General features: G+C 68.5%; 14 protein-coding genes. 11 read left to right on the top strand and 3 right to left on the bottom strand.

From position 1 onward, the window contains the following. The first annotated feature begins 235 nt into the window (after nt 1–235). On the top strand, nt 236–1,150 hold the full coding sequence (locus tag ACIBK4_RS21100) for a winged helix-turn-helix domain-containing protein (RefSeq protein WP_398996270.1): 915 nt from the start codon (nt 236–238) through the stop codon (nt 1,148–1,150). A gap of 58 nt (nt 1,151–1,208) precedes the next feature. On the opposite strand, the gene ACIBK4_RS21095 is transcribed toward ACIBK4_RS21100, so the two are convergent. Next, complete coding sequence (locus tag ACIBK4_RS21095) at nt 1,209–1,397, bottom strand: hypothetical protein (protein WP_019062567.1); 189 nt, start codon at nt 1,395–1,397, stop codon at nt 1,209–1,211. Nucleotides 1,398–1,563: 166 nt separating this feature from the next. Between ACIBK4_RS21095 and ACIBK4_RS21090 the strand changes: the two genes are divergently transcribed. From ACIBK4_RS21090 to ACIBK4_RS21075, 4 genes are all read left to right on the top strand, one after another. Next, nucleotides 1,564–2,445: a winged helix-turn-helix domain-containing protein gene (locus ACIBK4_RS21090; protein WP_398996268.1), complete on the top strand. Its 882-nt coding sequence runs from the start codon at nt 1,564–1,566 to the stop codon at nt 2,443–2,445. Nucleotides 2,446–2,474: 29 nt separating this feature from the next. After that, nucleotides 2,475–3,188, top strand: coding sequence for an HAD family hydrolase (locus ACIBK4_RS21085; protein ID WP_398996266.1), 714 nt, complete (start codon nt 2,475–2,477; stop codon nt 3,186–3,188). Nucleotides 3,189–3,513: 325 nt separating this feature from the next. Next, complete coding sequence (locus ACIBK4_RS21080; RefSeq protein WP_398996264.1) at nt 3,514–4,395, top strand: GntR family transcriptional regulator; 882 nt, start codon at nt 3,514–3,516, stop codon at nt 4,393–4,395. Nucleotides 4,396–4,657: 262 nt separating this feature from the next. After that, nucleotides 4,658–6,865 (top strand): phosphotransferase, encoded by a 2,208-nt coding sequence (locus tag ACIBK4_RS21075; RefSeq protein WP_398996261.1) that lies wholly within the window; start codon nt 4,658–4,660, stop codon nt 6,863–6,865. Nucleotides 6,866–6,901: 36 nt separating this feature from the next. On the opposite strand, the gene ACIBK4_RS21070 is transcribed toward ACIBK4_RS21075, so the two are convergent. Next, nucleotides 6,902–7,753 carry a nitroreductase/quinone reductase family protein gene (locus tag ACIBK4_RS21070; protein WP_398996259.1) on the bottom strand — a complete coding sequence of 284 codons (852 nt, stop codon included), beginning with the start codon at nt 7,751–7,753 and terminating at the stop codon, nt 6,902–6,904. Between the two features lie 201 nt (nt 7,754–7,954). Here ACIBK4_RS21070 and ACIBK4_RS21065 point away from each other — a divergent pair, with 201 nt between their 5' ends. Both ACIBK4_RS21065 and ACIBK4_RS21060 read left to right on the top strand, forming a co-directional pair. Next, nucleotides 7,955–8,578, top strand: a complete 624-nt coding sequence (locus tag ACIBK4_RS21065) for an RraA family protein (RefSeq protein ID WP_398996257.1) — start codon at nt 7,955–7,957, stop codon at nt 8,576–8,578. 100 nt (nt 8,579–8,678) lie between these two features. Beyond that, nucleotides 8,679–9,167, top strand: a complete 489-nt coding sequence (locus ACIBK4_RS21060) for an HAD domain-containing protein (RefSeq protein WP_398996256.1) — start codon at nt 8,679–8,681, stop codon at nt 9,165–9,167. 163 nt (nt 9,168–9,330) lie between these two features. Here ACIBK4_RS21060 and ACIBK4_RS21055 read toward each other — a convergent pair whose 3' ends face one another. Further along, a complete protein-coding gene (locus ACIBK4_RS21055; protein ID WP_398996254.1) occupies nt 9,331–9,732 on the bottom strand; it encodes a hypothetical protein in 402 nt (133 codons plus the stop codon). Nucleotides 9,733–9,799: 67 nt separating this feature from the next. Here ACIBK4_RS21055 and ACIBK4_RS21050 point away from each other — a divergent pair, with 67 nt between their 5' ends. Genes ACIBK4_RS21050 through sigJ form a run of 4 tightly spaced genes read left to right on the top strand, consistent with a single transcriptional unit; the run spans nt 9,800 to nt 12,579 of the window. Then, the gene (locus ACIBK4_RS21050) at nt 9,800–10,264 is read left to right on the top strand and encodes a GNAT family N-acetyltransferase (RefSeq protein ID WP_398996253.1); all 465 of its coding nucleotides are present in this window, start codon (nt 9,800–9,802) and stop codon (nt 10,262–10,264) included. Between the two features lie 55 nt (nt 10,265–10,319). Then, entirely contained in the window at nt 10,320–10,763 is a 444-nt protein-coding gene (locus tag ACIBK4_RS21045) for a hypothetical protein (protein ID WP_398996252.1), read from the top strand. Continuing rightward, a complete protein-coding gene (locus tag ACIBK4_RS21040; protein WP_398996251.1) occupies nt 10,760–11,545 on the top strand; it encodes an SDR family oxidoreductase in 786 nt (261 codons plus the stop codon). Before ACIBK4_RS21045 ends, ACIBK4_RS21040 begins: the two co-directional genes overlap by 4 nt. Then, complete coding sequence (sigJ, locus tag ACIBK4_RS21035; RefSeq protein ID WP_398996250.1) at nt 11,542–12,579, top strand: RNA polymerase sigma factor SigJ; 1,038 nt, start codon at nt 11,542–11,544, stop codon at nt 12,577–12,579. The genes ACIBK4_RS21040 and sigJ overlap by 4 nt, the downstream gene beginning before the upstream one ends. The last annotated feature ends 75 nt before the right edge of the window (nt 12,580–12,654 follow it).

The following is a 12,654-nucleotide window of genomic DNA, read 5'->3' as shown; positions in this document are numbered from 1 at the left end:
GACCTTTCCGCTGGTGCCTGTTGATGGACTCGACTTGATGGACTCGACTCATCCGTAGCTGTTCAGTTGTGATGGTGGTGCCGGCCGCCGGGCTCTCGGCTCCCCTCCAGGAGAGAGACCCAGGCGGCCAAGTCGGTCAAGTTGGTGACCAACTCTCTTCTAGTTATCTCCTCTTGGGTACGTCTCATAACCACCTTTCCTTGAACTGCCCAAAGATGGCGGGAAGTTGTAGTGTTTGGTCGTGGACCCGGAACACGCCACCGTCAATGGACGGACGAGGTCACCACGGCCACAGTGGTCACACCGCGAGCTGGCCGACGAGCTGCGCACCCGGATCAGGTCCGGTGTACTGCGGCCCGGCCAGCGCATGCCCACCCAGGCCAAGCTGGCGGACGAGTTCGGCGTCGAGCGCGGAGCCGTACGACAGGCACTGCGCATCCTGCAGTCCGAGCGACTGCTCACCAACGTGTCGAAGGGGAGCCCGGCGACCGTCGCCCCCGACCTCACCCTGGCCCTGACCGGCCCGGGAGCCCCGCCGCAGCCCACGATGGTGGGCCTGGGGCCGCGCATCGCGGAGGCGTTCGCGCAGCCGCACGTGGAGATCGAGGCGCTGTGCCTGACGGCCGTCTCGCTCACGCTGGCCATCGGCGAATCGCTGCGTCAGATCCACGCCGGACGTCTGAAACCGGCCAAGGTCGACGTCCGGGTGCTGCTGCCGAGCAGCGACATCGACCTCGCCTTCCCCGCCCGCGTGGACGCCCCGGCCGACAGCCGGCTGCAACGCCGCTGGCTGGCCCAACGCAACGCCCAGGGCCAGGTGTTGAAGCACAACCTGCTCGCGTTACGCGCGACACACGGCATCGACGTGCACATCACGTTCCGCGCGCTGCCCTTCACCCCGCCCGTGAAGCTGTACCTGCTCAACGGCTCGGAGGCGCTCTTCGCCTACTACACGCTGACCAAGGGCGAGGCGGAGATCGGCCAGGAGCAGGTGGAGATGTACGACGCGGAGGGCACCCAGTCGATGCTGTTCGCCTTCGACCAGAGCGCCGGGCTGCGGGACACGACGTTCGTGGAACAGTCGCACCTGTGGTTCAACGCACTGTGGGAGACGATCAGTTCGGAGCTCACGCTGACGCCCACGAGCTGATCGCCTCCCGCAGTGGCTGACCTGACGTGACCTTGGGGGCGGCCTACGGGTCGTACGGTCACAGGGCCGGTCCGGTGACCAGCAGGGCCAGGACGACGGCCCCGATGGAGCTGATGGCCGGGCTCTTGGCCTTGATGCCGATGGAGAGCAACAGCAGGCCGATGATCCCGGTGGCGCCGTACTTCCACTGGACGATCTGCTCGAAGCCGACGACGAAGACGGCGGAGAGGAGGGCTATGGCAGGCACGGTGGTTCCCCCTTCGGGCTGTGGAAGCAAAACTTCCACCAACTTGGAGCAACTCTTCGAAGTTGGCAGCCAACTCTGCTTAAGTTGTTCCCGATTGGCACCTACTCACACCTACTTACAATCAGGTTCCAAACAACTCCCCTTAGATGGGGCAGAGTTATACCGTTTGGTCGTGACCCAGGAGAACGTGGCAGTGAACGGCAGCAGAAGCTTCTCGCCCCAGGAGATCGCCGACGCCCTACGCGACCGCATCCGCACCGGCGACCTCAAGGCAGGCGACCGCCTGCCCACCCAGGCCGACCTGGCGGAGGAGTTCGGGGTCGAACGGGGCGCCGTACGCCAGGCGTTGCGCCTCCTCCAGGAGGCGGGGCTCCTGACGAACGTGAGCAAGGGGAGCCCACCGAGGATCGCGGAACCGCCGACGCCGGAACGGGGTGAACCCCAGCCGACGATGGTCGGGTTGGCGCCTCGCCTGACGGAGGCCTTCTCCGCGCCGAACGTGCACATAGATGTCGTGTGCCACACGGCCGAGACCCTGATGCTGGCCCTGGGCGAACCCCTCCGCCAGATCCACGAGGGCCGCCTCACCCCGCAGTCGATCGAGGTCCGCATATTGGTCCCCTCGAAGGAGATCACCCTCGCGTTCCCCGTCCCGGCCGACGGCAGCGGCGAGGACGACTCGGTCCACCAGCGCTGGCTGTCGATGCGCAACGCCCAGGGCCAGGTCCTCCAGCACAACCTGCTGGCCCTGAGAGCCACCCACGGCATGGACGTCAAGGTCACCTTCCGCGCCCTCCCCTTCACCCCACCCGTGAAGCTGTACCTCCTCAACGGCCAGGAGGCGCTGCTGGGTTACTACATGCTCACGAGACGCGAGGAGGAGTACGGGACCCAGACCCTGGACATGTACGACGTCCTCGGCTCGCAGTCCCTCCTCTTCTCCTTCCTCCGGCAGAGCGGCGAGCGGGACGCGGCCTTCGTGGAGCAATCGCAGCTGTGGTTCGACGCCCTCTGGGAAACCATCACGACGGACCTGACACTCTCCTAGTGACTTCTGATGCGACGCAGACTGAACTGGTGACAGCAGAGACCGAGAAAGAGACAGAGAAGCTGCGGGAACTGATCACGCGTGCACACGTGGTGCTGTGGGACTTCGACGGGCCGATCTGCCGGCTCTTCGCGGGACACAAGGCGGAGCGCGTGGCCGGCGAACTGGTGGAGTGGCTGGAGGGCCGCGGTCTCCACGGGCTGCTCACGGACGACGAACGGAAGTCCCTGGACCCGCACATAGTGCTGCGCGCGGTGGACCGCCGGCGTCCCGGCAGCGACCTGGTGGGGGAGTTGGAGGAACGTCTCACCCAGGAAGAGATGAGAGCCACCGCCTCCGCGATGCCCACCGCCTACGCGGACCCGCTGATCCGTACCTGGAAAGCGGCGGGCTCCCGACTGGCGATCGCCACGAACAACTCCCCCCGGGTGGCCCGCGCATACCTGGCGAGCCGCGGCCTGGTCACCTGCTTCGCCCCGCACATCTACGGCCGCACCCAGGACCTCCACCGCCTCAAGCCCGACCCGCACTGCCTCAACCGGGCCCTGAGCGCCATGGGGGCCGCGCCGGCCGCCGCCCTGATGATCGGCGATTCCCTCTCGGACTTCGACGCCGCGCGTGAGGCCCGGGTCCCGTTCCTCGGCTACGCGCGTAACGGAGATAAGGCGAAGCTTTTGCGGGAGGGCGGAGCAGAGCACGTGGTCGTTTCTCTTGAGCCCCTGCTGCGGATACTCCGCGGGTAGACCGGCCGATACGACTGTTCTGCTTGCCTGAGCGCTTGCTGCGCCTGCGGAGCCATGCCGCCAGCGAGGTGAGCAACCCTGTGGTCCAGAGCATAAGCTGGATCAGATCGTCCAACTGCACGGTGATCCCGAACACTTGGATGCCCATGGCACCCACCCCCTAGTGACTCGCCCAGGTAATCGATCAAGTTGCCACAGGTATCGACCAGTTGACTGCTTGTAGCGGAATTGCCCGGTCAACTTGATCCATTAACCTGCAAGTTGACTGACCTCTTGCCTGACTGAATGCGGTTTGCCGGTCGTCCGTGGGTGGTACATACCGAGCGTGACGAGGCCAGGGAAGGGCGAGGCAGGCGGCAAGGAGTTCCGTCGGGTCGCGGAGGAGCTCCGGGTCCGGATGGCGGACGGGGCGTATCCGCTGGACTCCTACCTGCCGGCGCAGTCGGCGCTCGCGACGGAGTTCGGAGTCTCCCGCAACACCGTGCAGCGGGTCCTCGAGGAACTGCGCAGCGAAGGCTGGATAGAGTCCCGGCAGGGCAAGGGTTCCCGCGTCATCAAGAACCAGCGCATCCAGTCCTGGTCGCCCAGGGCCAGCAGGTCACGCCAGGCGCTGACACTGGGGCCTCTCATCGGAGAGGCGTTCGAACAGCCCGAAGTCACCCTGGATGTCTACACGTTGACGTCGGAGTCCCTGGACGCGCACATCCGTACGCAGGCGGAGCGGATCCGCGCCAAGAACATCGCTCCTCAGCGCATCGCTCTGCGTGTGCTGCTGCCCACCGAGTCGATGACCCTGCCGTACCCGCGGGCCAAGGACGACAAGGACGATCCGCGGCTGCAGGCCCGGCTGCGTCACATCACCAAGCGGCACACGGAGTCCCTGCGCGAGGTGCTGATGGCTCTGGAGGCCGAAAACCTGGTCCCTTCCGTCGAGTTGGAGATCCGGCACACGCCACTCACGCCGACGTTCAAGCTGTACGTGATCAATGGTGTCGAGGTACTGCACGGCGTCTACACGGTCATCGAACGTGCGGTGGTCCTGGACGACAGGGACAAGATCACCGCGCTCGACGTACTGGGCTACGGCGCCACCCTCACCCACCACGTGAAGGACGCGGACCCGACCAAGCCGGGGTCCGTTTTCGTGGAGGGCATGACGACCTGGTTCGAGTCTGTTTGGACGTGGCTCACAGATGAGGGCGGGTAGGCATGCGCTAGCATGCCCCAATCGTGTGAGCAACCGCTCCCGTTTCGCGCGCGGGGGATGGCACATACAGGCCAACCTTGGGCGAACTGGCACGGATTCTGGCAAACCACACGTTTCGGCCAGTCGACCGTGAAACTAGTCCTGTCGTGCATCACCTGGGACTAGTGATCAGTGTTTCCCAGACCGGTTTTCACACCCTTGCATTTTCCGCGCGAGCACTCCGGAGCGGCCAGTGGGCGCACTGCCTGTCCCCAGTAGTCCTATGACTGGGAGACGCCCCACCACTGTTCGGTCCCACCCCGTCTACGAGGCGTTCAGACGGCGTGCCGCGGACGAGGGACAGGCGAGCAACGGTTTCCACAACCAGAACTACGTCCTGCCGCTGACCGAACCCATGGCCGGTCTGGTGGGCCGGGATCCCGGAACCTCGGTGACCGTGCGGATCAGACGTCGCGAGGCGCTGCCCGTGGTGATCAGGACCTGGGAGAACGAGGCGGAAATCCTCCGGGCCATCAAGGGCGTGCTGCCCAATGTGCCCGAGTGCCTGATCGAAGAGGACGGTTTCGCCGTCCACAGCTATGTGGAAGGCGTGCCGCTCTCCAGCGTCTGCGCGAACGGGAAACCGGTCGACACACTGCTCATGAAGGCGCTGGTGGGTCTCCTGGCCCAGATGACCCAGGTCCGCAGTGGGGCGTTGCCGCCCAGACCGTCGCTGTGGCCCAGCAACCACACGGACAGCCAAGGCTTTCTGCGGACGCTGTCCGTGATGGCGGACAGCCAGATCCGCAAGCCCAACTGGCCCCATTTCGGCGGCCTGTTCGCGGCCCTGGGTATTGCCGAGGACGCCCTGATCCGGTTGGCCGAACGGGTACCCGCCATGGCGCGGCGACCGTACAGCCTGCTGCACGCGGACCTGCACCGCGACAACCTGATCATGTCGTACGACGGTGATCCGCCGCTCATCTGCGTCGACTGGGAGCTGGCGACCTACGGCGACCCCCTGCACGATCTCGCGACCCACCTCGTCCGGATGCACTACCCGTCGTATCAGTGGGAAGAGGTCATCGAAGCCTGGGCGCACGCCATGCAGGCCGTCCGGCCCGCGGTCGTCAACGGTGTGGCGAAGGACCTGCGGCACTACGTCGCCTTCGAGCGCGCGCAGTCGGTCTATCCGGACGTCATGCGGGCGGCGAAGTCCCTGGAGGAACTGTTCGACCAGAAGAGTCTGGACGAGGCGACGGCGGCCGTCCGCCGGGCCTTGGAAGCGGGTGCCGAGCCGCTGAGGCTCAGTCATGTGCCGGGCGAGCGAGAGATCGAGCGGATCCTGTTCCGCTGGCGGGCGTCCGCCGGGACCGGCGGGACCGCACGGCGCGGTACGGCGAGCCGGTCGGCGATCGCCTGGAAAGCAGACCTGCGCGTCCCGGAGAGCCCCGACTTCCCCCACGTCGCCGTCAGGGACGCCCTGTTCCTGGAAGGCGCGGCACCCGCCAGCCGGGTGTTCAAAGGCACCGCGCATCTCAATACCGTGGTCCGGGTCCCGGGCACCGGCTTCCCCGTCGTGGTGCGGCGCAAGGTGGCGAACGTCTACCGGCGCGAGCGCAGCTTCCTCAGCGAGCACGCCGTGCTGCAGGCCATCGCGCGGTCGAACGTGGCCGTGGCGGCACCGAGGGTCCTGGCACTGGGCGAGAGCCACTCCAAAGGCGCCATCGACATCCAGACGTACTCCAAAGACCCGTTCGCCATCCACACGTACGAGGGTCCCGAGGACACCCGTCAGCAGCCCAACCACCCGGTGCACGGACTGCTGCCGCACGAGGCGGACGGGCTGGTCGCCCAACTCGGCGCGTTGACAGAGGTGGACTACATCCAGGTCGACCCGCTCGCGGCGGGCACCGGTGGCTTCTACCGGTGGCTGAGCGAACAACTCGTCACTCTGGTACAGGGTTTGCCCAAGGAGTCGCAGCAACTGGCCCGGTTCGTGGGGCTTCCCGACGCGTTCAGGCTCCGGGAGATCCTCTCCCGCTACGAGGTGAGCCACCGGGCCTCCACTCTGCTGCACGGAGACCTCAACCCGTGGAACCTGGTCCGCCGCGACGACGATCTGGCGCTGACGATCATCGACTGGGAGATGGCGGTGGTCGGTGACCCCCTCTACGACCTGGTCCGCCACATGCACCTCACCCCGACCCGGCCGGAGATCCGCGACCGGATGTTCCGCCGCTGGCAGCGCGAGCTGCCCGCCGCGTACACCAAGGACTGGGAGAAGGACTGGCGGGTCTACCGGTGGATCGAGATCGTCCGGTCCGCGTACGTCGATCTCGATCGGCTCGTCACCGGAGCGAGCCTGGACGCTCCCAACGTCCGTCGCGCCGTGGACTCGTACGCGATGACCCTGGCGGCGGCCACCGGTTCCCTCGGACTCACCGTCCGCCGAAGGGCCAACCCTTACCTTGCCCGCGCGTTGGCGTAAGGCGTAAGGCGTAAGGAGCGTCGAGGCTGTCGGGGATCAGGCGGCGGTGTCGAAGAGTGGGATCAACTCCTCCTCCTCGTACGTCAGATGGGCCTCCAGTGCCGTCGTCAGCCGTTCCACCTCGGTGCGGACGGCCGCCGGGTCCGTGGTCGACGTGAGGGTCTCGCGCAGCTCCTCCACCAGGGTCGCGATCCGTTCGTGTTCCTCGCGGAGGCGGGTCAGGGCCGGGGTGGCGGTGGGGTGCTGTTCGGCGATGTGGGGGAACAGCATCGTGTCCTCGCCGGTGTGGTGGTTGTGGAGGCCCTGGCAGAACGTCAGGCAGTTGACGCGGAGTTGGGCGCCGAGGGTTGTTGTGCTGCTGCTCGCGGTGGACGCCAACTCCGCCCGGATCAGGGAGAGTTCGCGGCGGAACGCGTCGTGGACCACCTTGATGGCCTCGCCGAAGGATGTCGCGTTGATGGTGCCGGGGCCGCCCTGCGCCAGGCTGTGGAGGGCCACGACCGGGATCACCCGGGTGGTCTTCTCCTGGTACGCCGCCCAGCCCGGGTCCGCTTCCACGGCTCGGGCGAAGACCTCGTCGCGTTCCTCGCCGGTGAGGACCACGGCTCGGGCCTCGTAGGTGAACGACCCGCTCTCGACGGTGACTTGGGGGTGGGCGACGAGGTTGTGGAACCAGTCCGGGTGCCGGGCGGAGCCGGCCGCGGAGGCGATGACGAGGACGCGGTCGCCGTTGTCGGGGAGGTAGCCGACGGGGGTGGTGTGCGGGGTGCCGGTGCGGGCGCCGGTGGTGGTGAGGAGGAGCAGGCGGGCACCTTCGAAGTAGCCGCTCATACGGCCCCGGTTGGCGCGGAACTCGTCGATGATCGGCTGGTTGAAGTCGTTGGGCATGAAGGGGTGATCTCTTCTCTCTGTCGCTGCTGGTCCGTGGATCGCGCTGTCGCGCTGAGGTGTTGCCTCGACTTGACTTGGACGCAGTGACAGACGGCGGGCCCCTGGCCCGCCTCGGCCTCACTCGGAGGCCGGGTACCCGACTCGCTCACGGCACAGGGCCGACCCGGCAGTCATGGGGGTGACGGTAGCGTCCGTCGTATGACTGATGCCACCGAATTCGAGGACATCCCTACGACCACCCTCGCCGATCTGCTCGGCCACGAGCAGGTGTTGGACCTCGGCGTCCGGGCGTTGTGGGGGCCGATGCCGCGGCTCGCCGGGCCGGCCTTCACCGTGCGGTGTCCGCCCGGCGACAACCTCATGCTGCACGCGGCCATCTACCGTGCCGAGCCCGGTTCGGTCGTCGTCGTGGAGTCGGGGGACGTGGAGTACGCGCTCGCCGGCGGGAATGTCTGTGCCGTCGCGCAGGGGCGCGGGATCGCCGGGTTCGTCGTCGACGGGGTGATCCGGGACGTGGGGGAGGTGCGGGCGGCGGGGTTCCCCGTGTTCGGGCGGGGGGTCGTGCCGATTCCGGGGGTCAAGAAGGCCGTACTGCCGTTGAACGAGCGGGTGCGGTGCGGGGGCGTCGCCGTCGACGCCGGGGATGTCGTGGTGGCGGACGAGGACGGGGTCGTGGTCGTGCCGGGTGCGCGGCGGGCCGAGGTGCTCGCGGGGGCGTTGGCGCGGTTGGTCCAGGAGGGCGACGAGAGCCTCGACGAGTGGGAGGCGGCGCATCGGGCCAAGGTCGACGCGTTGCTGCGCGCGGGCGGGTTCGAGGAGTGACGTGCGTGGGCGGTTCGAGGTGCCAGGGGTGACGTGCGTGGGGCGGTTCGTGGGGTGACGTGCGTGGCGTAGGGCGGGAAAGTGGCCGATCCTGGTGTCGATGCTCCTCTTCCTTGATGTCGACGGGACATTGCTCCCCTTCGGTGCGTCGCGGCCCTACCCGGTGTACGAGCCGGGGTTCGCGCCGCCGGTCGCCGCCGCCCCGCCCCTGCTGACCCGGATCGACCCCTCGCTCGGGCCCCGGCTCGCCGCGCTGCGGTGCGAACTGGTGTGGGCGACGACCTGGATGGACGACGCGAACGTCTGCGTCGCTCCCTGGCTCGGCTTGCCCCAACTCCCGTTGGTGGACTGGCCCGACCCCGCCGAGGAGACCCCGGTCCGCGACCTGCACTGGAAGACCCGCCCCCTCGTCGCCTGGGCCGCCGGGCGCCCCTTCGTCTGGGTGGACGACGAGATCCGCGACCCCGACCGCGACTGGGTGACCGCCCACCATCCGGAACGGGCGCTGTTGCAGCGCGTCGACCATCGGTATGGGATCACGGGGGCGGACTTCGATGAGATGGAAGCGTGGCTGGCGGTCAATCGGTAGAGGTCAACCGATAGGGGAGCAGGAGTAGTTGGTGGGGGAGGCTTCCCCACTGGTCAGAACGGGGGCTCGCACCTTGCCAGTTCCAGCAGCCACTCCGCACTCGCCGCCCGTGTCTCGTCCGACGCCCCGGGAAAGTGCCGGCCCCAGGAGACCGCACAGCCGGTCACACCGAGCCGCCCCACCACGGTGAATGCACGGCAAACTTCCTTGCCAGTAAGTCTGTTGAACAACTGGCCGTCGTGTAGGTCGGAGTGGTCGAAGACTTGGGGGAGGGCCGTCGTGCGGGCGCTCGGGACGCCGAGTTGTTCCAGGCCTTCAGCCAGACGGTGGTCGTGGCGCCGGGCCCTTCGCCGAGGCCTTCACCGAGATCTTCTACGGCGATCCGGACCAGGACGGACCATGGGCGGAGTCGTACACCGCGTCGGCCGGTCGGGCGTATGCCTCGTGTCGTGAGTTCGCGGTGGGCCCAGTCGAGGGCCGCCGTTCGCCAACTCTCCTTGTCCCAGGGGGTTTTGGCGTTCGCGTGGTGGCCTCGGTCCAGGATCGTCTCGGTGTCGTCGTGCATGGCCGCAGTCCAGCAGGCGGGGGTGCCGGGGTGCCAATGGTTTCTCCGGGGCCGTAGCGTGCTGATCATGGCGGACTGGGAGATACGGGCCGCCTCGGCGGCGGACGTCGAGGCGATCGCCGAGCTGCGGGCCGTCGTCCTGCGCGGCGATCTGGAACGGCTCGGGCGGTACGACGAGCGGCGCGTGCGGCAGCGGCTGCGGGACGGGTTCGAGCCCGCGCACACGTGGGTGATCGAGGTGGGCGGCGCGTTCGCCGGATGCGTGGCGCTACGGCCGGACGCGGACGCCGGTTGCCACTGGCTGGAGCATTTCTATCTGGACGCGCGGCTTCAGGGCGCCGGGATCGGTTCCGGGGTGCTGGGGGAGCTGCTGGAGGGGTGCGACCGTGACGGCGGCGGCGCCGACACCGGCGTCGTACGGCTGAATGTGCTGCGGGGGAGTCCGGCCCGGCGGTTGTACGAGCGGTACGGGTTCGTCGTCGAGAGCGAGGACGCGGTGGACGTGTTCATGGTGCGGCGGCCGGCCGTCTGACCTGCGCCTTCGGGCCCCGCCGTGACATTCCCGGGGGCTGTGTCGTCGTATCGGTATGAACACAAGAATCCGGTACGTCAGCCTCGGTCTGCTGGCCGTGGTCAGCCTGTACACAGGCCTGTGGGCCTACTTCTCGCCGACGGGGTGGTACGCGAACTTCCCCGGGCTCGGGCTGAAGTGGCTGCCCCAGTTGGGCCCCTACAACGAGCACCTGGTCAAGGACGCGGGGTCCATGTTCCTCGCGCTGGCCTGCCTGACGCTCATCGCGCTGCGCCAGGTGCGGAACACCCGGCTGGTGCAGACGACGGGGGCGGTCTGGATCGTCTTCAACGTGCTGCACTTCAGCTATCACGTGCGGCATCTCGACATGTACGGCACGCGTGACCAGGTCCTGAACGTCGTGTCCCTGTCCTTGCTGATGCTGCTGTCGGCGGTGCTGCTGGTGCCGGTGTCCGTGTCGGCGTCGGCGCGTTCCGAGCGGGAGGGTGACGAGCGATGAAGGTGGCGGTGGCGGGCGGTACCGGGCTGGTCGGGCGGTACGTGGTCGAGGAGTTGGTCGCGGCCGGGCACGAACCGGTGGTGCTGAGCCGGTCGCGGGGTGTCGATCTCGTCGCGGGCGGCGCGGGGCTCGATGCCGCGCTGGACGGGGTGGACACCGTCGTCGACGTGAGCAACGTGACGACCACCGGCGCGCGGAAGTCGGTCGCGTTCTTCGACGCGGCGGGCCGCAATCTGCTGGCCGCGGGCGAACGGGCCGCCGTACGACACCACGTGGTGCTGTCGATCGTCGGCATCGACCGGGTCGGGCTTGGCTACTACCAGGGCAAACTCCGTCAGGAGGATGTGGTGCGGGGCGGGCCGCTGCCGTGGACCGTACTGCGCGCCACGCAGTTCCACGAGTTCGCGGAGCAGACCCTCGAACGGGTGCCGAAGCCGTTCGCGGTGGTGCCGAGGATGCGGACCCAGCCGATCGCGGCGCGCGAGGTCGCGCAGCACCTGGTGAAGCTGGCGGGCGGGCCCGCTCAGGGCATGGCCCCGGATCTCGCAGGGCCGCGCGTCGAGCAACTCGTCGACATGGTGCGGCAGTTGCTGCGGGCCCGGGGCGAACGGCGGGTGGTGGTGCCGGTGCGGATGCCGGGGGCGGTGGGGGCGGCGATGACGGGGGACGGGCTGTTGCCGCTCGCCGGCGGCGCGGTTGGGCCTCGGGGGCGGCAGACGTTCGACGAATGGCTCGCGCAGCATGTGGTGCGGGGCGGCCGTCCGTCCGTACGGGGAGGATGATCGCGGCTGTGTCCACGTCACCCGGATCACCACAGGACCAGGACCAGGACCAGGACCCGCACCCGGACCCGGACCCGGCCCCGGACCCCACCCTCGGTTCCCTCATGGCCGAGCGGCGCCGGTTGCTCAACCTCGGTTACCGGATGCTCGGTTCGGTGCAGGATGCCGAGGACGTCGTACAGGAGACGTACGCCCGTTGGTACGCGCTGTCCGAGGAGGCGCAGCGGGCGATCGACGTGCCGATGGCCTGGCTGACCCGGGTCGCCTCGCGGATCTGCCTCGACCAGTTGGGGTCGGCGCGGGCCCGGCGGGAGCGGTACACCGGTGAGTGGCTGCCGGAGCCGGTGCGGCACGGGGCCGGGTGGGCCAGTACGGGCGGCGGTGCGGGTGCCGAGGATCCCGCCGACCGGATCACCCTGGACGAGTCGGTCAGCATGGGGATGCTGGTGCTGCTCGACTCGATGACGCCCGCGGAGCGCGTCGCCTTCGTCCTGCACGACGTGTTCGGCCTGCCGTTCACCGAGATCGCCGAGACGGTCGGCCGTACGCCCGCCGCCTGCCGCCAACTCGCCTCCTCCGCCCGACGCCGCCTCGCCCACCGCCCGCCCGGCAGCGGTACGGCGGCGGAACACGGCCGCGTCGTCACCGCGTTCCGCGAGGCCTGCGAGACCGGTGACCTCGACGCACTGGTCGCCCTCCTCGACCCGGCGGTCGAGTCCCGCAGCGACGGGGGCGGCAAGGTGCGCGCGGCCCTGCGCCCGGTCGTCGGCCGCGACAAGGTGGCCCGCCTCTTCCTCGGGCTCATGCGACGGGAACCGGACATGGAGATCGTCGAGGACGACGTCAACGGCATGCCCGGGGTGGCCGTACGGCTCGACGGGACGACGATCGCCGTGCTGGCGGTGGAGGTGCGGGGTGGGTTGATCAGCGAGTTGTGGATGGTGGTGAATCCGGACAAGTTGCGGGCGTGGAACGGGAGTTACGGCAGGTATGGCGGCTACGGCGGCTACGGCGATGACGACGGGGTTCGCTGATCGCAGCGCGGGGCCCGGGACCCAGGGCCCGGGGCAGCGTGAAAACCCGTGGTCGCGAACAACCCCGAACGCGAC

The sequence above is a fragment of the Streptomyces sp. NPDC050528 genome (assembly GCF_044457795.1).
Lineage (GTDB): Bacteria > Actinomycetota > Actinomycetes > Streptomycetales > Streptomycetaceae > Streptomyces.
This window is presented reverse-complemented; position numbering and strand designations above follow the sequence as displayed.

What these genes read in the sequence shown, in the direction of transcription:
- ACIBK4_RS21075 (WP_398996261.1), top strand. Translation starts at nt 4,658, where the DNA reads ATGACTGGGAGACGCCCCACCACTGTTCGGTCCCACCCCGTCTACGAG.
- ACIBK4_RS21070 (WP_398996259.1), bottom strand. Translation starts at nt 7,753, where the DNA reads ATGCCCAACGACTTCAACCAGCCGATCATCGACGAGTTCCGCGCCAAC.
- ACIBK4_RS21065 (WP_398996257.1), top strand. Translation starts at nt 7,955, where the DNA reads ATGACTGATGCCACCGAATTCGAGGACATCCCTACGACCACCCTCGCC.
- ACIBK4_RS21060 (WP_398996256.1), top strand. Translation starts at nt 8,679, where the DNA reads ATGCTCCTCTTCCTTGATGTCGACGGGACATTGCTCCCCTTCGGTGCG.
- ACIBK4_RS21055 (WP_398996254.1), bottom strand. Translation starts at nt 9,732, where the DNA reads ATGCACGACGACACCGAGACGATCCTGGACCGAGGCCACCACGCGAAC.
- ACIBK4_RS21050 (WP_398996253.1), top strand. Translation starts at nt 9,800, where the DNA reads ATGGCGGACTGGGAGATACGGGCCGCCTCGGCGGCGGACGTCGAGGCG.
- ACIBK4_RS21045 (WP_398996252.1), top strand. Translation starts at nt 10,320, where the DNA reads ATGAACACAAGAATCCGGTACGTCAGCCTCGGTCTGCTGGCCGTGGTC.
- ACIBK4_RS21040 (WP_398996251.1), top strand. Translation starts at nt 10,760, where the DNA reads ATGAAGGTGGCGGTGGCGGGCGGTACCGGGCTGGTCGGGCGGTACGTG.
- sigJ (WP_398996250.1), top strand. Translation starts at nt 11,542, where the DNA reads ATGATCGCGGCTGTGTCCACGTCACCCGGATCACCACAGGACCAGGAC.